Genomic DNA, 26061 nt, shown 5'->3' with positions numbered 1-26061 from the left:
ATGGAAAAAGTAAAAGCAAAAAAGAAATACGGACAAAACTTTTTAAGAGATACAACTATTTTGGATAAAATCATCCAATCGATGCCCAACAACAATAATTATATGGTTGAAATTGGGCCTGGATTAGGTGATTTGACCAAAAATTTAGTCAAGTACAAAGATATGACTGCTTATGAAGTTGATACTGATTTAATTAGTGTCTTAAAGTCTAAGTTCGCAATACAAATAGAAGAGGGTAAACTAAAACTGATTCACACAGATGTTTTAGTTGCTTGGGATAAGCAAAAAACCTTACATGATGGTAAATATGACTTAATTGCAAATTTACCATACTATATTGCAACAAACATTATATTAAGAGCATTTGAAGATAAAAATTGTGAACACATTATTGTAATGGTTCAAAAAGAGGTAGCAGAAAAATTTACTGCGAAAGTTAATGATAAAGACTATTCATCATTAGGTATTATTACAGAATTAATTAGCGTTGATTCAAAAATACTTTTTGATGTTCCACCTGAATCTTTTGATCCACCTCCAAAGATAATATCTTCAATTCTTTATATCAAAAAAGATATGGATAAATACCTTGATAAAGATTTTAATAAGTTTTTGAAAGCCTGTTTCGTACAGCCTAGAAAAAAACTTTCTAAAAATCTTACTTCTGTATTATCAAAAGATACAATCTTTGAGATTTATAAAGAATTAAATATTAATGATAATGTTAGACCTCATGAAGTAAGTTCATCTTTGTATAGCCAAATGCATACAAGGGTAAAAGATGGAAGAAATTAACAAAGAAGAACAAGCTGTTGTTAGCAATGAAGCTAATCAAAATGAAACTGCTCCAGAAAATATAGAGGGCGAAATTAAAAAACCTTTCAAAAAAAGAAAGCCTAAACCAAAAGTAGCAAGAGATCCTAATGCAATACAACAAGTAAAAGGTGAAGGTTGGATTACTGATCTAAAAAAAGCTTATTTAATCAACGAAAAAATACATAGAGATAGATTAAATCCTCATTATAAATTAAACCTAAATACTAATGCCAAACTTAAAATTACTCCACTTGGAGGATTAGGTGAGATTGGTGGAAATATGATGGTTATTGAAACTGAAAACGAAGCAATTATTGTTGATGTTGGAATGAGTTTCCCTGATGAAAATATGCATGGTGTTGATATTTTAATTCCAGATTTTACTTATATTAGAGAAATAAAAGAAAAAATCGTTGGTATTATTATTACTCATGGGCATGAAGATCATATTGGGGCAATGCCATATTTATTTAAAGAAATGCAATTTCCTGTTTATGGAACTTCTTTACCTTTAGAAATGATTGGTTCAAAATTTGATGAACATAAAATGAGAGAACACAGAGGTTATTTTAGAGCTATTCAAAAAAGAACTCCTATAAAAATTGGAAATGAGTTTGAAGTTGAATGGATGCATGTTACTCACTCTATCATTGATTCATCATGTATTGCTGTTAAAACAGCAGCTGGTACTATGATTCATACGGGAGATTTTAAAATAGATCATACTCCAATTGATGGTTTTCCAACAGATTTACATAGAATTGCACATTATGGAGAAGAGGGTGTTTTAGTTTTAACATCAGATTCAACAAATTCGCATTCACCAGGATTTACAAGAACTGAAAAAACAGTTGGACCTACTTTTGATAGAATATTTCAAAATGCAAAAGGAAGAGTTCTTATGTCAACTTTTTCTTCAAATATTCATAGAGTTTCGCAAGCAATTGAAAGAGCTTTAAATTACAATAGAAAAATCTGTGTAATTGGAAGATCAATGGAAAAAAATCTTGAATTAGCAATGAGCCTTGGATATATTAAATTTCCTAAAGATCAATTTATTGATGCACATGAAGTAAATAAATATAATGACAATGAAGTTTTAATTGTAACAACTGGAAGTCAAGGTGAATCAATGTCAGCTTTATATAGAATGGCAATTCACGAACATAGACACATTAAAATCAAGCCAGATGACCAAATTATTCTTTCTGCAAAAGCAATTCCTGGAAATGAAGGAAGTGTTTCTGGAATTATAAATCATCTTTTAAAAGCTGGTGCTAAAGTTGCATATCAAGATTATCCAGATATTCATGTTTCTGGACACGCTGCTCAAGAAGAGCAAAAATTAATGCTTAGACTTGTTAAACCAAAATTCTTTTTACCAGTTCATGGTGAATATAATCATGCTTTAAAACATGGACAAACTGGAATTGATTGTGGTGTACTAGAGCGAAATGTTTATATTATGAGTGATGGTGAACAAATTGAAGTTACTCCAAAATATCTTAAAAAAGTAAAAACTGTTAAAACAGGGAAAGTTTATATTGATAATCAATTAAATCATAAAATTTCAGATGATGTTATTTTAGATAGACAAACAATGGCAAATGAAGGTGTTGTTATGATTGTTGCACAAATAAACGAAGATGATAGAACAATGGCTCAAAGACCAAAAGTTACATCATTTGGATTAGTTCCTGATAAACAAGATAAATTCTTTGCAAAAGAAATTGAAGACTTATTAACTGTATTCTTGGAAAATATTAAACCTGGAATTTTAAAAAATAGTAGAATTTTAGAAGATGAGTTAAGAAAAGTAGTAAGAAAACATTGTACAAGAAAATATAAAAAATACCCAATGATAGTTCCAACAATCTTCGTTCAATAAGGAATAAAAATGGATTTTAAGCAAATAGTAAAAGATGTTTTATTAACTGAGGCAAAAGAGCTAGAAAAAGCAGCTACTCTTGTCTCTTTTGATATTGAAAAAGCTATTGATTTAATTATAAATTCAAAAGGTAAACTTATTGTTACAGGTGTTGGTAAATCTGGTCTTGTTGGAACAAAAATTGCAGCAACACTTGCAAGTACTGGTACAAGTTCATTTTTTCTTCATCCAACAGAAGCCATGCATGGTGATTTAGGAATGGTAGGGAAAGAAGATATTGTTTTGGGAATTTCATATAGTGGAGAAAGTGATGAATTAGTTCAAATTCTTCCTCATTTAAAAAGATTTAATATTCCTTTAATTGCAATGGCTAGAAATCCTGAATCAACACTTGCAAAATATGCAGATGTTTTTATAAATATCAATGTAGAAAAAGAGGGTTGCCCTCTTGATGCAGCGCCAATGTCTTCTACCACTTTAACAATGGCAATGGGTGATGCATTAGCTGTTTGTTTAATGAAAAAAAGAAACTTTAAAAAAGAAGATTTTGCATCTTTTCATCCAGGTGGAAGTTTGGGTAAGAAACTTTTTGTTAAAGTTGATGATTTATTACGAAAAGATAATCTTCCTGTTGTTTCACGTGAAACAAAACTAAAAGATGCAATTTTAGTAATGAGTGAAGGAAGACTTGGAAGTGTAATTATTGAAGATGAAAATAAAAAAGTAATTGCACTTTTGAGTGATGGAGATTTAAGACGAGCTTTAATGAACGATAATTTTTCGATGGATTGTAAAGTAGAAGAAATAGCTACAAAAAATCCAAAAAGATTAAATAATAAAGAGCTTTTAGCAAGTGATGCACTACAAATAATAGAAGATTATAAAATCCAACTATTAATTGTAACTGATGAAAATGATAAATTAGTTGGTGTATTGCATATTCATGATTTAATTGAAGCTGGTATAAAATGAAAAAGAAAATAGAAGAAACACAAGAAGAATTAGTAAGATTAAATAAATTTTTATCTCACAATAGTAATTACTCAAGAAGAGAAGCTGATAAGCTAATAGAAGAGGGTAGAGTAAAAGTTAATGGTAAAGTTGTAACAAATCTTGCAACAAAAGTATCAAATAGTGATGAAGTTCATATTGGTAAAAAAACAATTAGAGAAGATAAAACTAGAATAAGTACAGTAATTGTTTATAATAAACCAAAAGGTGAAATCGTTTCTAAAAAAGATCCTCAAGGTAGAAAAACTATTTATGATTCACTTGATCATAAATACAAACACTTTTTAAGTGTTGGAAGACTTGACTATGCAAGTGAGGGTTTATTACTTTTATCTGATAGTGTTAAAATTGTTGATTCTTTAATGCATTCTGATTTAGAAAGAGTTTATAAAATAAAAGTAAATGGTATTATTACAAAACCTGTTGAACAAGCTATGCAAAATGGTATAGAAATGGAAGATGCAACTTCTGGTGCATTTAAAAATAGTAAAATCAAATCTATGAGTTTTGCACCTTTTTTAGCTTATGATATATTAACAAATTCAGAAAAATTCTCTAAAATAAAAGTTGTTATTTCAGAGGGTAAAAATAGGGAATTAAGAAGATTTTTTGCACACTTTGGACTTGATGTACTTGATTTAAAAAGATTAGAATATGGTGGAATATCTTTAAATAATCTTCCAACAGGGAAAACAAGATTTTTAACAAAAGAAGAATACAAAAACCTTAGAATCTTTATGAACGAAGATGATAGACCTCTCTAACAAACTAAGACCAACAAATTTAGATAATTTTGTTGGTCAATCTCATATTATCGCAAAAGATAAAGCACTTTATAAACTAATCAAACAAAAAGATATTCCACATTTATTTTTCTATGGAAAACCTGGAACTGGGAAAACTACATTAGCAAAAATCATTGCAAAAGAAATCAATACAGATTATTTTTATTTTAATGCTACAAGTATAAAAGTTGAAGACTTGCGAAAAGTATTTGATAAATATAAAGGCAGTTTGATTAAGCCTTTAATTTTTATTGATGAAGTTCATAGACTTTCTAAAAATCAACAAGAAGTTCTTCTTCCAATTATGGAAAATTATGATGCAATAATAATTGGAGCCAGTACAGAAAATCCATTTTTTACATTAACATCTGCGATTCGTTCAAGATCTTTTTTATATGAATTTAAAGCTTTTACAAAAGAAGAGATGCATAAAATACTTTATATTGCTTTGAGAGATATAGAAATAAATATTGAAGCTCTTGCTTTAGAATACTTGATTACTTCAAGTTCAGGAGATGCCAGAGCAATGCTTACACTTCTAAACTTTGCATATAAAGTATCAAAAAATATTGATGTGAGTTTATTAAGAGAGTTAAGAGAAAATGTAATAGGAGATGGAGTTTCATCTTCTGATACTCATTATGATTTAGCAAGTGCTATGATTAAATCTTTAAGAGGTTCAAATGTTGATGCAGCGCTTTATTATATGAGTAGATTAATAAATGGTGGAGAAAGTGTAGATTTTATTACAAGAAGATTGGTAATTTTTGCAAGTGAAGATATTGGAAATGCAAATCCAAATGCTTTAAATCTAGCTGTAAATACAATGACTGCTTGTAATAAAATTGGTTATCCAGAATCAAGAATTATACTTTCTCAGTGTGCAATCTATCTAGCATCGAGTCCAAAATCTAACAGTGCATATAAAGGCATTAATAAAGCTCTACAAGAGATAAAAGCTGGTAATATACTAGATATTCCAAAACATCTTGATTCAGAGCATATAGGCTATTTATACCCCCATGATTTTGGTGGATATGTAGAACAAGAATATCTAAAGGAAGATTTAGAACTTTATCAAAATTCTAACATTGGTTTTGAAAAAACTTTAAATGAATGGCTAAACAAAATAAAAAATAAAAAAGAGGTTTAAAATGGAATATTACACTTGGATTTTAACTTTTCATGTGGTAGCTTTTATGTCTTGGATGGCAATGCTTTTTTATCTACCTAGATTATTCGTTTATCATGTAGAAAATATTGATAAAAAAGAATATGTTGAAATAGTAAAGATTCAAGAATTTAAAATATATAAATATATTGGAGCACCTGCAATGTGGGCCACAATATTAAGTGGTATTACAATGCTTACATTAAATCCAGTTTTATTAAATTTTAGTGTAAATCCTTGGATGTATGCAAAATTATCAGCTTTACTTTTACTTATTATTTATTCTTTTTCTCTTGAAAAATATAGAAAAGAATTAAACCATGATATTTGTAAAAAGAGTGGGAAATTTTTTAGAATGTATAATGAAATGCCAACAATGTTAGCAATACTTATTGTTGGATATGTTATTACAAAGTCATTCTCATTAATTTTTACATCAATTATTATTATACTCTTTGCATATATTTCTTATGTAATAATGAAACCAAAAAAGGTTAAATAATGAACTTTGAGAAATACTATATTTTAGATACAAATATTTTACTTGAAGATGCTACGAATATTTTTAAACTTTCTCAAGATGGACATAATATTATTATTCTTGCAGAAACTGTTTTGGATGAGATTGATACAAAAAAAAGTGGTTATGAAGAAATAAACTTTCAAGCAAGAGAATTTGCTAGGATTCTTGAAAATGCAATTATTCTTGAGTCAATTAAAAAAGATTTATATAAAATCATTAGATTAAAAATAAATGAGAAAAATACATTTATAGATATTATTTCAAAAGAAGAGTATGAAGTAAATATTAGAAATGTATCACCAAATATAATTAATGATAGAAAGATTCTTGAAATTGCAAGTTTTGCAAATTCTTATTACAAAAATCAAGTTGAATTTTTATCTCTTGATATAATGGCTAGAACAAGAGCCATCTCACTTGATATAAAAACTGATGCTTTAGTTGGTAAAGATAAAGATGTATTTGAATTTGAATTTACTAAGGATATATCGATAAATTTTGAGGATTTAGAATTTTTAAACAATCAAGAAATTAAGAAATTTGATAAAGAATATAAACCTTACAATTTTTCTTATTGTTTCAAAGTTAAATCATCAGATCAAGTTTTATTAGCAAATATTCAAAATAAAAGAATAAATTTACTAAATGAAGAAGAAATAAGAGATCAAATAATTACACCATTAAATAAAGAACAACTTTTCTTTAGTGATGCTATTTTAAATCCTCTGTACAATGTTTTAATTGTTGAAGCAAAGGCTGGTTCAGGAAAAACTCTTTTAGCCCTTAGTGGTGCTTTAAAACTCGTTAGACAAAAGTCTTTTCAAAAAATAATATATATTAGAAACTCAATTGAATCACTTGATAAAGGTGAAGATGTTGGTTATTTACCAGGACTTGAAGAAAAATTCAAGATATATAATCATCCTTTAATGGATAGTTTGGATTATATAATAAGAACTGAACATAAAAGAAAAAGAAATAAAAAAAATCCTGAGCTAGTTGTTGCAGAACTTGATGATAGTGAAGTAAGTGCAAGAATAGAGCAAATGATAAGTAATTATGGAATTGAAACTATGTGGGTTGGAGAAATGAGAGGAAGAACTTTATCAAATGCATTTATAATAATTGATGAAGCACAAAATATGTCTAATAAAACGATGCAAATGGTTTTATCAAGAATTGATAGTTCTTGCAAAGTTGTTGTTCTTGGTTCAAATAAACAAATTGATAACTTCTATGTTAATAAATATACAAATGCGTTAACAACACTTTTAAAATCTACAAAAAATGAAAATAACCTTGTAAATACTTACGCAATTAAATTACAAAAAGTTCTTAGAGGTCCAATTACAGAGTGGGCTGAAGAAATTTTCTCAAAATAATATCTAAAATAATGAATTATATACATCATTATAAGTATGTATATAATTCATCTTTAAAATCAATCTCCATTAGACATTAACTTTTAAATTATTTTAAAGAAAATCTATAATTAAATAGATTGATATATCATTTAAATTCAAATTTTAAATATCATATTATTTAATATTTAAGCAACAAAAGTCTATTTAGTGGTGAAATAACTACATAAATTTTTATAAATGATATTTAATAAGAAAAAATTAATTAATTCTAATTTGTGTTATAATACATATTATAATACATAAAGGTAAACCATGGGATTATTACAATATACCTCGAATGAAATGTTTTCATCAACTGAATTAATTAGAAAAAGTAAAAGTATTTTTGACAAGTTGAATAAAAATGAAATAGAAAAAGCAATAGTTTTAAGAGATGGAAAACCTGGAATTATCCTTTTGGATTTTAATTTTTATGAACAAATTATGAATGAATATTTATCACTAAAAAATGAAATGCCATCTAATAAAAAAGAAATAAAAAAAGAGATTCTTATTGAAAAGATAGAAGTAATAAACAAAGATACTGCATCTAAAAAAGAAGAGCTCAATGATATATCTATTGAAGATGAGCAAAATGAATTTTCATTTGATTCTGATTTAACAAAAGATAAACCTGAACCATTAAAAGAATTTTGGGATTAATGTTATGATTGATGTACTAATAATTGGTTCTGGAATTGCAGGCTTAACAGCTGCAATTAATGCAACAAAAAATAATTCAAAAGTTTTGGTTCTTTCAAAAACATATCCAACACATTCACAAAGTGTACAAGCACAAGGGGGAATAAATGCAGTTCTTTATGAAGATGATGATAGCATAGATATTCATACACAAGATACATATAAAGCCTCTCGTATGTTATCTAATAAAGACAATATAAAGATGATGTGTGAAAATGCTAAGGACACTATTTATTGGCTTGATTCAATTGGAGTCCCATTTAATAGAACATTTGATAATAAAATTTCACAAAGAAAGTTTGGTGGAACAAAAAAAATTCGGACTTGTTACTCAAGTGATTACACTGGATTAAAGATTTTACATACACTTTATGATAAATGTATTAAACAAAATATTGAGTTTAAAAATGAACATTTACTATTAAATCTAATAATTGAAAACAATTCTTGTATAGGTGTAACTGCTCTTGATATAAAAAAGGGAATTGTAAATGAATTTTTAGCAAAAACTACTATTTTAGCAACAGGTGGTTATGCTGGGATTTATACTAATCATACTACAAATTCATATGCAAATACTGCTGATGGAATTGCTATTGCTTTTAATGCTGGAGTAAAATTATCAAATATGGAGTTTGTTCAATTTCATCCAACAAGCCTTGAAAATTCAAATATATTAATCAGTGAAAGTGCCAGAGGCGAGGGCGGTTATTTACTTGATGAAACACAAAATAGATTTATTGATGAATTAAAACCAAGAGATGAAGTTGCAAGAGCAATATATGAAAAAATACAGAAGAATCAAAAAGTTTATTTAGATTTAAGACATTTAGGAATAGATAAAATAAAAGAATTTATGCCTCAAGAAAGAAGATTAGCATACGATTATTCAAATATTAAAGTTGAAGAGCAATTACTTCCTATAACTCCTGCATCTCATTATAGTATGGGTGGAATAAAAACTGATATAGATGCTAGAACAAATATAAAAAACCTTTTTGCTTGTGGAGAATGTGCAGAAGCATCTATTCATGGTGCGAATAGATTAGGAGGAAATTCTTTACTTGAAATTATTACATTTGGAAAAATTGCTGGAACAAATGCATCAAATGATGGAAAAAATATTTTAGAAATTAAAACATCACATAATTATGTAAAACTTGAAGAAGAGAAGATTAATAAAATTTTTAATTATTCAAATAAAATAAATTTTTATACACAAAAAGACAATATTGGGAATCTACTTTTTAATAATTTAGGTTTATTTAGAAACGAAGAGAAAATTTTTGATCTAATAGAAAAACTAAAAAATATATATTTAGATATTGAGAATATGGGGATTGGAGATAAATCAAAAGCATATAATAAAAATCTTGTTGAATTTTTAGAGTTTATAAATATACTTGATGTTGCTTTATTAGTTTCAATTTCTGCATTAAATCGTAAAGAAAGTAGGGGAAGCCATTTTAGGTTGGATTATCCTACTGAAAAACCAGAGTACGAAAGAAATACAATACTAAATAAAGTCAATAATAAAATTGTTATTGAATTCGAGGAAATAGTATGAAAATTAATATAAAAAGATTTAATCAAGAACTATCACCAAGCAATAAATTAGATGAATTTAATATTTATAATACAAATTTACTACAAGCTCTAATAGAAATTAAAAAAGAAAAAGATTCAACTCTAACATTTAGATGTGGCTGTAAAAGTGGTGTTTGTGGTTCATGTGCGGTAAGAGTAAATGGAATAGAAAAACTTGCATGTAAAACTAATCTAAATGAAAATGATTTAATTGAAGCAATTAAAAACTCAGATGTTATAAAAGATCTAGTAGTAGATGTTTCACATGAAACATTATTGATTTCTAAAATGGATTTGTCAATCGATGGCAATATGGAATCAGTACAAATATCTCAAGAAAATATTAAAAACATTGATCTTCAAAGTAATTGCATACTTTGTAATTCATGTTATAGTTCATGCCCTGTTTATGATGTAAATAAAGAGTTCCTAGGTCCTTTTGCATTAACAAGAGCATTAAGATATATAAATGATGCAAAGAACTCTAATAACTTAACTATAATCGATTCTATACAAACAAATGGAATTTGGGATTGTACTTTATGTAGTGCTTGTACTTTAGTTTGTCCACAGAATATTGACCCAAAAGCAGATATTGTTAAGCTACAAAATATTTCTGTACAAAAGGGTTATTCAAATTCCTATACTCAGAATTTTGATTTTAATGATAATTTTTCAGATGATTTTGGAGGATTTAATCCTAATGGATTTTAAAATAGAAAGTTATATCTTTCTATTTAAATAAACAATCTTTTAATTTTCTTTTTTTATTCCATTTAAGTTTTTTTAATTCAGGTTCAGAATAAAATTCTTTTGTATATCCAAAACACAAATAAGCTATAAATTTATACTCATTCTTATCAATATCGAAAATTTTATTTACCTTTTTAGGTTTTAAAATAGATACCCAACCCATACCAATGTTTAAAACTCTTGCCGTTAACCACATATTTAATATCGCACAAACAACAGAATATTCTCCCGTTCGTTTCATATATGTTTGACCAAGAATATTTGATGAACTTTTTTTATAGTAAACAGCTATATTAATTGCTGATTCTTTTATACCTTCAAGTTTTAAAGAATTATATAAAGGCTTATCAAGAAATTTTGTTTTGCTTTTTTCAAAAGATTTGTTAAAATGATTGTAAACTAAGTCTTTTTTTTCTTCATCAACAATAATAAATTCCCAAGGCTGAGAATAACCAACAGATGGTGCATTAAGTGCTGATTCTAGAATAATTTTTAGTTTTTTATTTGATATTTTTTTATTTATAAAATTATTGCCACGAATATCTCGTCTTGATGCAATAATATTTTGAAGAGTAAATAAATCTTTTTTATTGAATCTCATTATATTGAGAAATCATGTAAATCTTTGAATAAAAATGCCTCAACAATTTCATCAATACTTTTTTGAGTAGGTGCAATTAATGCAATAATTCCTTCATCCATAAAAGGCCAAACATATTCTAAAGGATTTATAACAACAACAGCATCAATCCAAACACTAATATCTTCTCTTCTATCATAAAATTCAACATTTGAAATTTTTCCTTCATCTAAAGTAATAAAAGCCCAAGCTTTGTTTTCTTCAATTGATGAAATAATACATTCATGTCTATTTTTTGAATCTACGGGTATTAATATAGTCATATCTTCTCTTTTGTTTATAATTTTAGATTAAATTTGATTTTACAACTTTTTATCTTAAGATAAATACTCTTTCTTATACCATAAAGAAAAAACATAAAGTGAATAAAGATGTTGTTTAAATTTATTTGCTTTTGCAAGTTCATAAATATGGATAATATAGTCATTGTTAAATAAATTTGTTTCATTATTCACTTCAAGTATTACATCAAGAATTTTGTCTTTATACTCTTTAAATAACCACTCATTAAAAGGTGAATTAAAACCTTTTTTTGATCTATTTATAATCTCTGATGGAATATATTTTGATGCGATTTTCTTTAATAAATATTTATTAGTATCTCCAACTTTTATATCTGATTCAACACTAAACATATAATTTACTAAATTAAAATCCAAAAATGGGGTTCGAACTTCCAATGAATTTCCCATAGAAATTCTATCAACTTTTGATAAAAGTGCTTCACCTAACCAAATCTTTAAATCAATATAACTCATCCAATCAACTGGATCTTGTTTTGCATTTTCAGTTTTAAAACTAGGAACTTTTTTAAATAATTTTTTCTTTTGAATATCCGTATAAATCTCTCCGAAAGAGTTATATAGATTTTGTTTTTTTACAATTCTTCTTAAATATTCACTCTCTTTAGTATTATTTTGTAAAGCTCCTATAATATCATTTAAGAAAAAAGTTTGCTCTTTTGATAAAGTTTTTTCAAACTCATAATATTTTAAAAACTTAGCATAACTTTCATAACCTAAAAATATCTCATCACTTCCTTCACCTGATAAAACAGTTTTGAATCCTGCTTTATTTATATGTTTACTTAAAATATTCAAAGGAATTGCAGCACTATCGCCATGGGGTTCTTCTAACATATCAAGAGTTTCTTCAAAGTGCTTGATATACTCTTTATGATTTATTTCTATTGGTGTGTGATTTGAATTTATATGGTTTGCTGTAATTTTTGCAAAATTTAATTCACAATAGTTTTTATGCTCATCATATCCAACAGAAAAAGTATTTATTTTTTTTCCTGATATTTTTGTATAAAGAGCTGAAATAAACGAACTATCAATTCCACCACTTAAAAGTGAGGCAACTTCAACATCACTATTTAATCTATATTCAACACTTTTAGTTAAAAGTTCTTCAATGTCATTTAAAGCTTGTTTTTCGTCCTTTATAGCTTTATATGTGTTCATCTTGTAATATTTCTTCTTTTGAAGCTCAGGAGCTTTATTTGGCTCATAAATCATGTATGTAGATGCTTCAAGTTTAAAAATATCTTGATAAAAAGTATCTTCACCAAAAGAGACAAAATATTGCACATATTTAGATAGTGCAACTTTATTTAGATTTGGTTTAGAATCAAGTAGATTTAAAATAGATTTTATTGATGAAGAAAATATAAATTTATTATCTTTAAAATAGTAGAAAAATGGTTTTTTACCATATCTATCTCTGCCGCAAAAATATAGTTGTTTTTTCATATCATAAATACAGAATGAAAACATTCCATTTAATTTATTTAAAAAATCAAATTCATACTTTTGATAAAGTCGAATTAAAACTTCGCTATCACTTTTAGTTTTACACTCTAATTGTTGCACGTGAATCAATTCTTTATAGTTAAAAATTTCTCCATTAAAAACAAGTAAAATATCATCAAAAATCATAGGTTGATTTGCTTCTTCATCTAAATCAATAATTGCTAATCTTGTATGTCCAAACTGTTTATTTTCAATTTTTACAGATTTCTGAAAATCTGGACCTCGATGATTTAAAAGTTCTAAAGATTTATCAAATTTATTTGATAAAAAGTTTGTTCCAATAATTCCACACATAAAATTACTTCACAAAATATTCAATAATTTGAATATAAAAATATAAAAATGAAACAAAAACTACACTAGAAATTAAAATAGATGCAGCAACATCATAAGGTTTACAATGATACAAAGCAGCTAAATTTACATTATTAACAGCTAATGGAACCATTAATTCCATAATTAAAATAGAAGCAACATAAGAGTTCAAATTTGTAAAATAAACAATAACAAATATTCCAATCGCTGGTAATAAAATATGTTTAGCAAAACTTATATGCAAAGATGAGTACCACGGTAAAACTTTTACTTTTACACTTGATAAATACATACCAAATATAAAAAGTTGAATAACCATTGAAGTGTAAGCTCCCATTTCAAGTGCTGTATAAACATACTGATTTATGCTAATTCCCTTTGAATTTATAAATAAAGCCAATAAAGCAAACCAAATCCCAGGTATTTTCATAATAGAAATAATTGCTTGTTTTAAAGAAAATTGGTCTCTTGCAAAAAAATAAACTGAAAAAATGTAGATAAATAAAGTATTTGCGATATTAATAATACTTGTGTAAGGTACTGATTCTATTCCAAAAAGAGCAATTCCAAGTGGGATTCCTAGATTTCCAGTATTTCCAATTAATGCAGTTGCTAAATAAATTGATTGTTCTTGTCTTTGAGAAAAAATCTTTTTGTTAATTAATATTAAAATTGATAAAGAAACTAACATAATTATAAAATATAAAATTGGAGATAAAATAAATTCATAATCAATCGGTTTTTTTGTTAAACCCCAAAAAATTAGAATTGGTTGGAAAAAATAAAGTGACAGTAAAACTAGCGTTCTTTCATCAAGTTGATTTGTAAAAATCTTTTTTGCAGTAAAACCTAATAAGATAAAAAAATAAACGGGTAAAACAGAAAATACAGCTTCGATATTGAATTCCTAATAAAATATTGGTTGTTTTATAATGCAAAGAAGATACTCATAGGTAAAAACTACCTACGAAGCCATAATTCCTTTTATCATAAAGAATATTGCAGCTGCTAAAATTGAAGCTGCTGGAACTGTAATAATCCAAGCTGCAATTATTTTCTTAACTGCATCTCTTTTTACATATTTTATACTTTTTGCATCTTTAACATCTTTTCTATCTTGTTTTACTAATTCTTCTCTATCATCAATTTTTTTATAAAGTTCAACAATTTTCATATAATTAACTTTTGATTTATCTTTAATAAGTTCAATTTTATTTAATTCTTCTTGCATATTATCAAGTTCTTTTTTATGTTTTTTGAACTTTTTTCTTGTTTCTTGTAAAAATCTTTTTTCATTCATATCAAGATATTCTCTTAAAAATCCAACACCAAAAACTCCACCAATTGCAATATGAGTAGAAGAGACAGGAAGACCTAATTGACTTGCTAATATAACTGTAAGCGCAGCAGCCATTGCAATAGAATAAGCTCTTATTTGGTCAAGTTCAGTGATTTCAGAACCAACTGTTTTAATAAGTTTAGGACCATATAAAGCAAGACCAATAACGATTCCCACAGCGCCAACAGCCATAACCCAAAAAGGAATACTAACATTACTTGAAACATCAGAGTTCATAATAGCATCACTAATTGCAGCTAATGGACCAATTGCATTTGCAACATCATTTGCCCCATGAGCAAAAGATAATAGTGCGGCTGCGAATATTAAAGGGATGTTAAATAATGTATTTATTGAAGCACGATTATTTATTAATTTAGAAGAAGCATTTTTTACAAGAGGTTTAACCAATAAATGAACTCCAACAGCAATTGCTAAACCTATAATTATTGCAACAAAAAAATGTACCTCAATAAGTCTATTTAAACCTTTTAAAATAATATATGTACTAAATGACCAAGCCATAATTGCAATTAAAATAGGAACAAATTTATTTGCAGCTTCTATAACATTATCTTTATAGATAATTTGTTTTTTAATAAAAAATAAAAATCCAGCAGCTACAATTCCACCTAATAAAGGTGAAATAATCCAAGAAGTAACAATTTTCCCAACAGTATTCCAATCAACAATAGAAAAACCTGCTGCTGCAATTCCAGCTCCCATTACTCCACCAACAATTGAGTGTGTAGTTGAAACAGGTGCACCAATAGAAGTTGCAAAATTTAGCCATAATGCCCCTGATAAAAGTGCAGCTGTCATAGCCCAAATAAAGATTTCAGGATTTGCAATTAAATCTGGATTAATAATTCCATCTTTTATAGTTTTAACAACATCTCCACCTGCAACAAAAGAACCTAAAGCTTCAAAAACAGCTGCAAGGATAATTGCCCAAGTCATGGTAATTGCTTTAGAACCAACTGCTGGTCCTACATTATTTGCAACATCATTAGCACCAATATTCATAGCCATATAAGCTCCAAATATTGCACCAATTACTAGAAATGTATTATTTGGAACATTTCCATGAGAAGTATATGACCATAAAAATACAACTACAATAAAAAGTAGTGCTAATGAAAGTTTTGCAAAGCTTGAAAGCGTTTTATCTCTTGCTTTTTCAAATCTATTGATAGTTTTTATATCCAAAGTAAACCTTTTGTAACTTTTTATATTTAAGTACAATATTATAGTAATATTTTGCTTACCATAGCTTTAAGAAAGCTTAAGCTAATTATAGATATTTTATTAAAAGAATTTAGGAAAAATTGTGAATTTGGCTATTTGTAAGATTTTATAAGAATATTTATTAATTTCAAAAAAGAGAATTAATCTCTTTTTCTACTTCTGTCACCAGATGGTCTATCACCTGATGGTCTTGGTGCTCTATCACCACTTGGTCTTGGTCTGTCACCTGATGGTCTTGAACCTCTATCACCTGATGGTCTTGGTGCTCTGTCTCCAGCTGGTCTATCACCTCTTGGAGCTCTGTCTCTATCACCCGATGGTCTTGGACCTCTATCAGATGCAGGTCTATCGCCTCTTGGTGCTCTATCTCTATCGCCACCTCTTGAGTTTCTATCTCCTGATGGTCTTCTATCTCTATCACCACCTCTTGAGTCTCCGCCTCTAGAACCACCAAATCTTCCACCTCTTCCACCTCTTGAATTTCTTCCAGAGCTTGATCCATCATTATCATATCTACTTGAATTTTCAATAAGTCTTTTAATATCAGACTCAGATTTTCCAATAGTATTATTCCCTTGAACAAAAGTTGATGCTGAAATCATAGATGCTAATTTAAATGCAATTGTAGAAATATCAAACTCATCTTTTAATTCTTCAATTAATGCTAATGCGTAATCTTGAATTTCTTGCTCAACAATTTGATTTTTTAATTCTGCAACTTTTTTTAATTTAACTGAATCAATATCAGGAACAATTCTTGATTCTAATTTTGCACCAATATTTTTTTCAATTTTTTGTAACATTCTAAACTCATGTGGAGTTACAATAGAAACAGCAACACCTTCTTTTCCAGCTCTTCCTGTTCTTCCAATTCTATGTACATAAGATTCAGAATCAAATGGTAAATGGTAGTTAAATACATGAGAAACATCATTAACATCAAGTCCACGAGCTGCAACATCTGTTGCAATTAAAATCTCTAATTTAGATGATTTAAATGCTCTAATACACTCTTCTCTTTGTCTTTGTTCCATATCACCATGAAGACCTTTTGCCATGAATCCTTGAGATACCATGAAAGTTGATAATCTATCAACTTCTTTTTTAGTGCGACAGAATATAATAGATTTAGTAGGATTTTTGTAATCATATAATCTAATTAATGCATCATCTCTTTCTCTTTCATCTACAACATAAAATGTTTGAGTAATTTTAGAGTTAGTCATATCTTTTTTTGTTAAAGTAACAAAAGCAGGATCTTTTAAAATTGTTTGTGCAAGATTTTTAATAGCTTGAGGCATTGTTGCTGAGAATAGTAAAGTTTGTCTTTCTGCTGGAAGGAATGTGAAAATTTCTTTAATATCATCTAAGAATCCCATATCAAGCATTTCATCTGCTTCATCTAAAATTACAAATGATGGTTTAATATCAATTTTACCACCTCTTAATAAGTCAAGAAATCTTCCTGGAGTTGCTACAATAATAGAAGCTCTTTCAATATTTCTTAATTGTGTACTATAAGATTGTCCACCATATACAGTTGCAGTATTTAAATTTAAATTCTTTCCAAATCTAAATAATTCATCTGATACTTGCATTGCAAGTTCTCTTGTTGGAACAATAACAACAGCTTCAACACCATTTTGTCCCTTCATCATATTAAGCACTGGAAGACCAAATGCAGCAGTTTTACCTGTACCTGTATGTGCTTGACCAACCATATCTTTCCCTGATAAAACAATAGGAATTGCTTCTTCTTGAATTGGACTTGGTTCTTTGAATCCTGCTGATTCAATAGCATCTTGTAACTGTTCTTTGAAATTAAATTCGTTAAAAGTCATTTTTTACCTTAGTATATATTTATTAAAAAATACACACGGTTATATAGTTTAGATTAAATCTTACCCATAAATGTACAATTAAAACGCAATTTGAGTCTTGAGAGTAAGTCAGTTTAATGAAAATGAATCTTTGATAAGTATCAAAGTAGAATGGGTATATAAATGTGTATAATTTTTCGCAGTATAGCTAGTTTTATATAAAATTAAGCTTTAAGAAAAAGAGCTATGCTCTTATTCTTATAAATCTTCTAGTTTTTTGTAGTTTTCTAAGTATTTTGTGTCGTAGTTATTTGAGATAAAATCTTCATTTTCCATCATTTTTTGATGAAATGGAATTGTTGTTTTAATTCCCTCAACTTCAAATTCAGCCAAAGCTCTTTTCATAATATTTATAGCTTTATTTCTATCTCTTCCCCAAACAATAAGTTTTCCAATCATTGAATCATAATATGGAGGAACAACATAATTTGTATAAACATGAGAATCAACTCTTACATTTCTTCCACCAGGAACCATCCATTGTGTAACTTTCCCAGGACTTGGTAAAAATGAATTCGGATCTTCTGCTGTAATTCTACACTCTATTGCGTGACCTTTGAATTTTATAGATTCTTGAGGGGGAACTTTTTCACCCTCAGCTACTTTTATCATTAATTCAACAATATCAATACCTGATACCATTTCAGAAACTGGATGCTCAACTTGAAGTCTTGTATTCATTTCCATAAAAAAGATATTTTGTTTATCATCTGCTAAAAATTCAAAAGTTCCAGCACCTTCGTATTTTAGGTATTTTGTAGCTTTTACAGCAACATCATGAAGTTTTGCTCTTGTTTCATCATTTAATAAAATTGCAGGTGATTCTTCAATAACTTTTTGGTGTCTTCTTTGTAATGAACAATCTCGCTCGCCAATATGAATAGCATTTCCATGAGAATCTCCAACAACTTGAACTTCAATGTGTCTAGGATTATTTATAAATCTTTCAAGATACATAGTTCCATCACCAAATGCAGCTAATGCTTCACTTGATGCTGCCATAAATAGTTGATCAAATTCAGATTCATCATGAATTAGTCTCATTCCTCTTCCGCCACCACCAGCTGCAGCTTTTGCCATAATTGGATAACCAATTTCAAGAGCTACTTTTTTTCCTTCAGTAACAGAGTGAACTGAACCTTTAGATCCAGGAACCACAGGAACTCCAGCTCTTATCATTTCTTCTTTTGCTTTTGATTTATCAGCCATTTTTTCCATTACTTCAACAGATGGACCAATAAATTTGATATTGTGTAATCTACAAATTTCTACAAAATCTTGATTTTCAGATAAAAAACCATAACCTGGAAAAATTGCATCACAACCTGTCATTTCAGCAGCTGTGATAATTGCTGGAATATTTAGATATGAGTCTTTTGATTTTGCTCCACCAATACAAACAGCTTCATCAGCATGTTTTAAATATGATGCATTTTTATCACCTGCACTATAAACAGCAACAGATTTTTTACCCATTTCTCTAATCGTTCTAACAGCTCTTTGAACGATTTCTCCTCTATTAGCTATTAAAATTTTTTTAATTTCTGCCATATTTAACTCTTATATTTTTTCAACAACAAAAATTGGCATATCATATTCAACAGGAGAACCATCTTTAACTAAAATTTCTAAAATTTTACAATCAAATTCTGCTTCAACCTCATTCATAATTTTCATTGCTTCTAAAATACAAAGCGTTTGCCCTTTTTTAATAGTAGCACCAACTTCTACAAAAGAAGGAGATTCAGGAGATGGTGAAGAATAATATGTACCTACCATTGGAGAATTAATAACATCTCCTAATTTTGGAGCACTTGCAGTTTCTGCAATTGCAGGCGCTGCCGTTACTACAGGAGTAGCAAATGTTGCTTGTGCAACTGGTGCTGATGTTGTAACAGTTGTAACTCCAGCTTCAAAACCTCTTTGCATAGAAATCTCGAATTCACCTTCTTTAACCTTTAATTTGTTAAGTTCACTCTTATCAAATACTCTTATTAATTCTTTGATATCTTTAAAATCCATACTCAGCCTTTTTAATTTAATAAAATTTTTTCTCATAATAGCACATTTTTTCTGATAAATATATTTTTGTTTATTTAAATAAGTTGTATTTAAGTTTGGGCAAATAAATTTAAGTTAATTATTTAAAATATCTTTTTGATATAATCAAAAAAAATTACTTAGGAATAAAATGTTAAATGATAGAAGTTTTATAAATATTGCAAAAGAAATTGCAAAAGCTTCAAAATGCGTTTCAAAACAAGTTGGAGCTGTAATTGTAAAAGATGGAAGAATATTATCAACAGGATACAACGGAACTCCGGCTGGTTACAAAAATTGTAGTGAGCATTGGAATGGACAATATACAAAAGATCACCACGAATGGTCAAAAACTTATGAAATTCACGCCGAAATGAATGCGATTATTTGGGCAGCTAGAAAAGGAATTTCTATTGAAGGTGGAACTATTTATGTAACACTGGAACCTTGTAGCGAATGTTCTAAAAATCTAATTGCAAGTGGGATTACAAGAATAGTTTATGAAAAAGCTTATGAACATACAAATTCACAAGTTATCTCAAAATTTATAAAAGATAATAATGTTCAAATTGAACAAATCTCTGAATACTAGTTTTTAATGGCATTTAAAGATAATCATATATTTTATAAATCAGCAATTTCAAAACATGGAATAAGTGCACAAGGAGTTCATTGGAACTCTGAATACAGTCAATATAAAAGATTTGAAGTTTTAACTAGTTTTATAAAAAATAATATAAAAGAATCAACTATTGTAGATGCAGGTTGTGGTTTTGCAGAATATTATAACTATCTTTTTGATAATGATTTAAAACCAAAATCATATATTGGAATTGATTGTGAAGAAAAAATGATAACTCTTGCATCAAAAAGATTTTTAGACACAAGTTTTTATACTAAAAATATCTTAGAAGATGAAATTCCAATTGCAGATTATTATATTTGTAGTGGAGCTATGAATATATTGGAAAAAGAAGAAGCTTTTATTTTTATTAATAAGTGTTTTAAGGCTTCAAAAAAAGCTTTTGTTTTTAATTTATTAAAAAACGACCAACTTTCAAAATTAAATATTAATGATATTTATACTTATTGTAAAAGTTTATCAAAACAAACACAGATAAGGGAAAATTATTTGGATAATGATATTACTATCTTCATGGAAAAATAAAATTATCATATATATCTCATATACAAAATATAAAATAAGTTAATAAAAAAATAAGGAGCGTAGATGAGAATAGGTCTTTTTATTCCCTGTTTTATGAATGAGTTGTATCCAAATATTTGTAAAGCAACTTATAAACTACTAAAAAATCAAGGGTTACAAATAGAATACCCTTTAAATCAAACTTGTTGCGGACAACCAATGGCAAACTCTGGCTGTTCAAAAGATGTTAAAAAACTAGCTATTGAATTTGTAAAAACATTTAAAGACTTCGATTATATCGTTGCACCAAGTGGTTCATGTGTTGCTATGGTAAAAGAGCATTATGCAGAATTTTTTGACAATGACAAAGATTACAATAAAGTAAAAGCTTCTATTTATGAAGTTTGTGAATTTTTCCATGATATTATAAAAGTTGAAAATATAAATTTTAATGTTTCATTTCCGCATAAAGTAGGGCTTCATAATTCATGTCATGGACATAGAGTTTTAAAACTTGCAACTGCTAGTGAACTTAATATTCCTTATGATTCAAAATTAAAAAATCTTCTAAATAAAATCTCTGATATTGAGCTTGTAACTTTAAGAAGAGAAGACGAATGTTGTGGATTTGGTGGAACTTTTAGTGTTCAAGAAGAGGCAATTTCAGTTGCTATGGGAAAAGATAGGATAAAAGATCATTTAGATTCAAATGCTGAAATAATGACAGGTGCTGATATGTCATGTTTAATGCATATGGATGGAATTATCAATCGTGATAAAAATCCTATAAAAGTTATGCATATTGTTGAAATCCTAGCAGGAGTTAAACCATGAGTAGTCACAGCGTAAATGCTAGTAAATTTGTAGCTAATGATGAAAGAATGCATTGGCATGATCAAGCACTTTGGTTTGTAAGAGAAAAAAGAGATCGTGCAAGTAAATCAATTCCTGAATGGGAACAATTAAGAGAGTTTGCAAATCAAATAAAAACTCATACAATGGCAAATCTTGATACTTATCTTTTACAGTTTGAAGAAAATGCCACAAAAAAAGGTATAAAAGTTCATTTTGCATTTGATGCACTTGAACACAATCAAATTGTTGCAAAAATATTAAAAGAACATAATGTCACAAAACTTGTAAAATCAAAATCAATGTTAACAGAAGAGTGTCATCTAAATCCATATTTAGAAAATCTTGGAATAGAAGTTATTGATACAGATTTAGGAGAGAGAATTGTTCAATTAAGAAACGAACCGCCATCACATATCGTTCTTCCAGCAATCCATCTAAAAAAATCTGATGTTTCTGATACTTTTGTGGAACACCTAGGAACGGAAAAAGGAAACTATGATCCAACTTATCTAACACGAGCTGCAAGAGCTGCTTTAAGAGAAGATTTTTTAGATGCACAAGCAGGACTTACAGGAGTAAATTTTGCAATTGCAAATACAGGTGGAGTTGTTGTTTGTACAAATGAAGGAAATGCAGATATGGGAGCTAGTGTTCCAAAACTTCATATTGCTTCTATGGGAATAGAAAAAGTAATTCCTAGACTTGAAGATTTATCTGTATTTACAAGACTATTAGCAAGAAGTGCAACTGGACAACCAATAACTTCTTATACTTCACACTTTCATGCACCAGTGGAAGGTGGTGAAATGCATATTATTATTGTTGATAACAACAGAAGTCAATTTTTAGCATCTGAAAAAAATAAAAAAGCTTTAAACTGCATTAGATGTGGTGCTTGTATGAATACTTGTCCAGTTTACAGAAGAAGTGGTGGTCACTCTTATGAATATGTAATTCCAGGACCAATTGGTTCAATTTTAGGTTCAAAAAAAGAGCCTGAAAAACATAATTCACTTCCATTTGCTTGTACTTTATGTGGTTCATGTACAAATGTTTGTCCTGTAAAAATTGACTTAGATTCACAACTTTATAGTTTAAGACAAGATTTAGCAAATGCAAATTTAATTGACCCTAAAAAGAAAATGGCAATGAAGGTAACCGCTTGGCTTATGAGTAAACCAGCATTATTTGATTTTGTAGGAAAAATGGCTAGAAAAATTGTTCCAAAATTACCAAATTCAATTTTATACAATAAAGCAAATGCTTGGGGAAAACAAAGAGATTTACCCAAAATGCCTCCGAAAAGTTTTAAAGAAATGTTCAAAAATGGAGAATTAGATGACTAGCAAAGAAAAAATATTAAAAAATATTAAAGATAATAATATTGTAAAAAGTGTAAAACTTCCAAGCTATGAGAATTTTGGTATCAAATATGAAAATAAATTTGAGATTTTTTCTTCAATGCTTGAAAGTGTGGGTGGAAAAGCGTTAGTAATCCAAAAAAATGAACTAGATGCTACAATAAAAGCTCTTTATCCAGATGAAAAACAAATCGCAAGTGATGTTGATTTTTGTTCAGTTGGAAACTTCTATTCAAATGATTTTGAAGATGCTCATGATTTAAAAAATATTGATTTAGCTGTTGTAAAAGGGAATTTTGCAGTTGCTGAAAATGGTGCAATTTGGATGAAAAATGAAAACAATAGACATAGAGCTTTATATTTTATTGCACAAAATATCATAATTGTAATTGAAGAAAATGAACTTCTAAATAATATGCATGAAGCATATGAAAGAATTGATTTTGAAGATGCTGGTTATGGAGTATTTATTTCAGGTCCATCAAAAACAGCAGACATTGAACAATCTTTGGTTATTGGCGCACATGGTCCAAAATCAGGATATGTGATTTTCGTAAAATCTTGATATAATTGCTAAATAGGGGATAATAATGAAATATTTTTTACTATTTAGCATTCTTTTTTTTAATTTACTACAAGCAAATGAACTAAAAGAAGTATTATTAATTCATTCATATCATAAAGGATATATTTGGACTGATGATATTTCAAAAACCATTGAAAAAAACTTTTCTTCTGATAAAAACATTGAATTAACTACTGTTTATATGGACACAAAAAGAATTGATGAGCCTTCATATATCGAAAATCTTGCAAAACTTTATAAACAACAATTTGAAAATAGAACATTTGATTTAATTATTATTAGTGATAATAATGCTTTTGATTTCATGGAACTATATTATGATTATTTATTTAAAGATGTACCTGTATTATTTTGTGGAATAAATAATTATGACAAAAATATGTTAGATAAATTAACTTTTAAAAATATCTCAGGTGTGGCAGAAGAAGTTGATATAGAAAAAAACTTTGAATTAATCTCAAGATTACATCCAAATTTAAAAAATCTTTTAATTATAAATGATACTTCAACCACGGGACATGCAGTAAAAAAAGATTTAGCAAAAATTATTGAAAAATATAAAAATAAATTTACTATTGAATATACAGATAATCTTGATATAAGTGATTTAAAAACAAAAGTTTCAAATCTTGAAAGTACTAATAGTGCGATTTTATTTGTACTCTTATTTAAAGATACAACTGGACAATATTTCACCTATAAACAAAGTTTTGAAGAAATAAGAAAAGTAAGCAAAGTCCCAATTTATGGACTTTGGGATTTTTATTTAAATAGTGGAATGGTAGGAGGTTTATTAACTTCAGCTGTTGCTCAAGGTGAAACTGTATCTAAAATGGCAATTGAAATTTTACATGGCAAAAATATAAAAGATATTCCTATTTTAGAAAAGTCTCCAAATCTTTATATGTTTAATTATGATGAACTAAAAAGATTTAATTTAGATGTTTACAAGTATGTTGAAAATCCTATAATTATAAATGAACCTGCCTCGGTTTATAAAGAACATACAAAGTTTTTTATCATAACAATAATTATAATTGCGTTATTAAGTATCATAGTTGTAATTTTAAAAGCAAATATTCAAAGAAGAGAAAAACTTGAACTTGAACTTTCAAATAGAGTTGAGTTTGATAAAGTACTTCTTGATACCATTCCAAACCCAATTTATTACAAAAATGTTGAGGGAAAATTCTTAGGTTGTAACACAAGCTTTGCCTCTTTAGTTAATTGTTCAAGAGATGAGGTAATAGGAAAAACTGCATTTGATTTTTTCCCTCTTCCAATTGCTAGTAAAAATACTTTAATTGATCAAGAGTTACTTAATACCTTTAGTACAAGCACTTCTGAATTCACTTTTTATACAGCTTCAAATGAGATGAAACATATTATTTTAAATAAAGCAGTTTATAAAAATATAGATGGAAGTGTTGGTGGAATTGTTTGTATTATGGATGATATAACTGAAAGAATTCAACAAAAACAGTTTTTAATCCAACAAAGTAAATTAGCAGAAATGGGCGATATGATTGCGGCAATTGCTCATCAATGGAATGAACCTTTGGTTGAACTATCGGCACTCGTTCAAGATATTCAAACTTCATATTTATTAAAAGAGTTAAAAGATAAAGATGTAAAAGAATTTGTAAATGATTCAATGGTTCAAATAAAATATATGTCAAAAACATTAACAGATTTTAGAAATTTCTTAAAACCATCAACAAAAAAGAAGCTTTTTTCTATTTCTAAAGCTTTTAATGAAATCAATGAAATTATTGGAAAACAGGTTTTTTATTCAAATATAAAAATGAACTTTAACTACAAAAATAAAAATGAAGAATTGTTAATTTATGGTTATGAAAATGAGTTTAAGCAAGTTTTATTAAATATAATAAATAATGCAAAAAATAAGATTGTTGAAAATTGTTTACCTCTAAATAAAAAAGGTAATATCACTATAAATATTCAAAGATGCCAAAACTTCAATACTATAGAAATCATTGATGATGCAGGTGCAATTGATGAAAAAGTTATAAACTCAATCTTTGATCCATATTTCACAACAAAACAAGATGGAATGGGTCTTGGTCTTTATATGGCTAAAATAATAATAGAAGAAAAAATGAGAGGAATGATTAATGTAAGAAATGACAATCAAAATGTTATTTTTACAATAAAACTTCCACATAAAAAGGTTTAA

The 26061-nt window shown here is 27.7% G+C and carries 24 protein-coding genes; 16 read left to right on the top strand and 8 right to left on the bottom strand.

Annotated features, from left to right (window positions below):
- From rsmA to B0174_RS03015, 10 genes are all read left to right on the top strand, one after another.
- Nucleotides 1-795: a 16S rRNA (adenine(1518)-N(6)/adenine(1519)-N(6))-dimethyltransferase RsmA gene (gene rsmA / locus B0174_RS03060; RefSeq protein ID WP_108558181.1), complete on the top strand. Its 795-nt coding sequence runs from the start codon at nt 1-3 to the stop codon at nt 793-795.
- A complete protein-coding gene (locus tag B0174_RS03055) occupies nt 782-2704 on the top strand; it encodes a ribonuclease J (RefSeq protein WP_108558180.1) in 1923 nt (640 codons plus the stop codon). Before rsmA ends, B0174_RS03055 begins: the two co-directional genes overlap by 14 nt.
- A 9-nt stretch (nt 2705-2713) precedes the next feature.
- Nucleotides 2714-3676, top strand: a complete 963-nt coding sequence (locus B0174_RS03050) for a KpsF/GutQ family sugar-phosphate isomerase (protein WP_108558179.1) — start codon at nt 2714-2716, stop codon at nt 3674-3676.
- Nucleotides 3673-4479, top strand: a complete 807-nt coding sequence (locus tag B0174_RS03045) for a pseudouridine synthase (protein ID WP_108558178.1) — start codon at nt 3673-3675, stop codon at nt 4477-4479. The genes B0174_RS03050 and B0174_RS03045 overlap by 4 nt, the downstream gene beginning before the upstream one ends.
- A complete protein-coding gene (locus B0174_RS03040; RefSeq protein ID WP_108558177.1) occupies nt 4463-5653 on the top strand; it encodes a replication-associated recombination protein A in 1191 nt (396 codons plus the stop codon). Before B0174_RS03045 ends, B0174_RS03040 begins: the two co-directional genes overlap by 17 nt.
- A gap of 1 nt (nt 5654) precedes the next feature.
- The gene (hemJ, locus tag B0174_RS03035; protein WP_108558176.1) at nt 5655-6173 is read left to right on the top strand and encodes a protoporphyrinogen oxidase HemJ; all 519 of its coding nucleotides are present in this window, start codon (nt 5655-5657) and stop codon (nt 6171-6173) included.
- Nucleotides 6173-7576, top strand: coding sequence for a PhoH family protein (locus tag B0174_RS03030; protein WP_108558175.1), 1404 nt, complete (start codon nt 6173-6175; stop codon nt 7574-7576). Before hemJ ends, B0174_RS03030 begins: the two co-directional genes overlap by 1 nt.
- Nucleotides 7577-7870: 294 nt before the next feature.
- Nucleotides 7871-8260, top strand: a complete 390-nt coding sequence (locus B0174_RS03025) for a hypothetical protein (protein ID WP_108558174.1) — start codon at nt 7871-7873, stop codon at nt 8258-8260.
- 4 nt (nt 8261-8264) lie between these two features.
- Nucleotides 8265-9866: an FAD-dependent oxidoreductase gene (locus B0174_RS03020; RefSeq protein ID WP_108558173.1), complete on the top strand. Its 1602-nt coding sequence runs from the start codon at nt 8265-8267 to the stop codon at nt 9864-9866.
- On the top strand, nt 9863-10600 hold the full coding sequence (locus B0174_RS03015; RefSeq protein WP_108558172.1) for a succinate dehydrogenase/fumarate reductase iron-sulfur subunit: 738 nt from the start codon (nt 9863-9865) through the stop codon (nt 10598-10600). The genes B0174_RS03020 and B0174_RS03015 overlap by 4 nt, the downstream gene beginning before the upstream one ends.
- Before the next feature lie 19 nt (nt 10601-10619).
- Here B0174_RS03015 and bluB read toward each other — a convergent pair whose 3' ends face one another.
- The 8 genes from bluB to accB form a co-directional block, all read right to left on the bottom strand.
- Nucleotides 10620-11240, bottom strand: a complete 621-nt coding sequence (gene bluB / locus B0174_RS03010) for a 5,6-dimethylbenzimidazole synthase (RefSeq protein WP_108558171.1) — start codon at nt 11238-11240, stop codon at nt 10620-10622.
- The gene (locus tag B0174_RS03005) at nt 11240-11542 is read right to left on the bottom strand and encodes a hypothetical protein (protein ID WP_108558170.1); all 303 of its coding nucleotides are present in this window, start codon (nt 11540-11542) and stop codon (nt 11240-11242) included. The genes bluB and B0174_RS03005 overlap by 1 nt, the downstream gene beginning before the upstream one ends.
- A gap of 54 nt (nt 11543-11596) precedes the next feature.
- Nucleotides 11597-13387, bottom strand: coding sequence for an asparagine synthase (glutamine-hydrolyzing) (gene asnB / locus B0174_RS03000; RefSeq protein WP_108558169.1), 1791 nt, complete (start codon nt 13385-13387; stop codon nt 11597-11599).
- 4 nt (nt 13388-13391) lie between these two features.
- Nucleotides 13392-14306 carry an AEC family transporter gene (locus B0174_RS02995; RefSeq protein WP_108558168.1) on the bottom strand — a complete coding sequence of 305 codons (915 nt, stop codon included), beginning with the start codon at nt 14304-14306 and terminating at the stop codon, nt 13392-13394.
- A gap of 66 nt (nt 14307-14372) precedes the next feature.
- Nucleotides 14373-15956 (bottom strand): inorganic phosphate transporter, encoded by a 1584-nt coding sequence (locus tag B0174_RS02990; protein ID WP_108558167.1) that lies wholly within the window; start codon nt 15954-15956, stop codon nt 14373-14375.
- Between the two features lie 179 nt (nt 15957-16135).
- Entirely contained in the window at nt 16136-17836 is a 1701-nt protein-coding gene (locus tag B0174_RS02985) for a DEAD/DEAH box helicase (protein WP_108558166.1), read from the bottom strand.
- 237 nt (nt 17837-18073) lie between these two features.
- Complete coding sequence (locus B0174_RS02980) at nt 18074-19426, bottom strand: acetyl-CoA carboxylase biotin carboxylase subunit (protein WP_108558165.1); 1353 nt, start codon at nt 19424-19426, stop codon at nt 18074-18076.
- Between the two features lie 9 nt (nt 19427-19435).
- Nucleotides 19436-19897 carry an acetyl-CoA carboxylase biotin carboxyl carrier protein gene (accB, locus tag B0174_RS02975; RefSeq protein ID WP_108558164.1) on the bottom strand — a complete coding sequence of 154 codons (462 nt, stop codon included), beginning with the start codon at nt 19895-19897 and terminating at the stop codon, nt 19436-19438.
- Between the two features lie 169 nt (nt 19898-20066).
- On the opposite strand from accB, the gene B0174_RS02970 reads away from it, so the two are divergent.
- From B0174_RS02970 to B0174_RS02945, 6 genes are all read left to right on the top strand, one after another.
- The gene (locus tag B0174_RS02970; RefSeq protein ID WP_108558163.1) at nt 20067-20507 is read left to right on the top strand and encodes a deoxycytidylate deaminase; all 441 of its coding nucleotides are present in this window, start codon (nt 20067-20069) and stop codon (nt 20505-20507) included.
- 6 nt (nt 20508-20513) lie between these two features.
- Nucleotides 20514-21083 (top strand): class I SAM-dependent methyltransferase, encoded by a 570-nt coding sequence (locus B0174_RS02965; protein WP_108558162.1) that lies wholly within the window; start codon nt 20514-20516, stop codon nt 21081-21083.
- Between the two features lie 63 nt (nt 21084-21146).
- Nucleotides 21147-21896 (top strand): (Fe-S)-binding protein, encoded by a 750-nt coding sequence (locus B0174_RS02960; protein ID WP_108558161.1) that lies wholly within the window; start codon nt 21147-21149, stop codon nt 21894-21896.
- Nucleotides 21893-23263: a lactate utilization protein B gene (locus tag B0174_RS02955; protein WP_108558160.1), complete on the top strand. Its 1371-nt coding sequence runs from the start codon at nt 21893-21895 to the stop codon at nt 23261-23263. Before B0174_RS02960 ends, B0174_RS02955 begins: the two co-directional genes overlap by 4 nt.
- Nucleotides 23256-23843, top strand: coding sequence for a LutC/YkgG family protein (locus B0174_RS02950; protein ID WP_108558159.1), 588 nt, complete (start codon nt 23256-23258; stop codon nt 23841-23843). The genes B0174_RS02955 and B0174_RS02950 overlap by 8 nt, the downstream gene beginning before the upstream one ends.
- Nucleotides 23844-23868: 25 nt before the next feature.
- Nucleotides 23869-26061, top strand: coding sequence for a sensor histidine kinase (locus B0174_RS02945; RefSeq protein WP_108558158.1), 2193 nt, complete (start codon nt 23869-23871; stop codon nt 26059-26061).

Origin of the sequence: Arcobacter caeni (genome assembly GCF_003063245.1) — a bacterium.
GTDB classification, from domain to species: domain Bacteria; phylum Campylobacterota; class Campylobacteria; order Campylobacterales; family Arcobacteraceae; genus Aliarcobacter; species Aliarcobacter caeni.
Note: the sequence above shows the minus strand (reverse complement) of the source record. Positions and strands in the feature narration are given on the sequence as shown.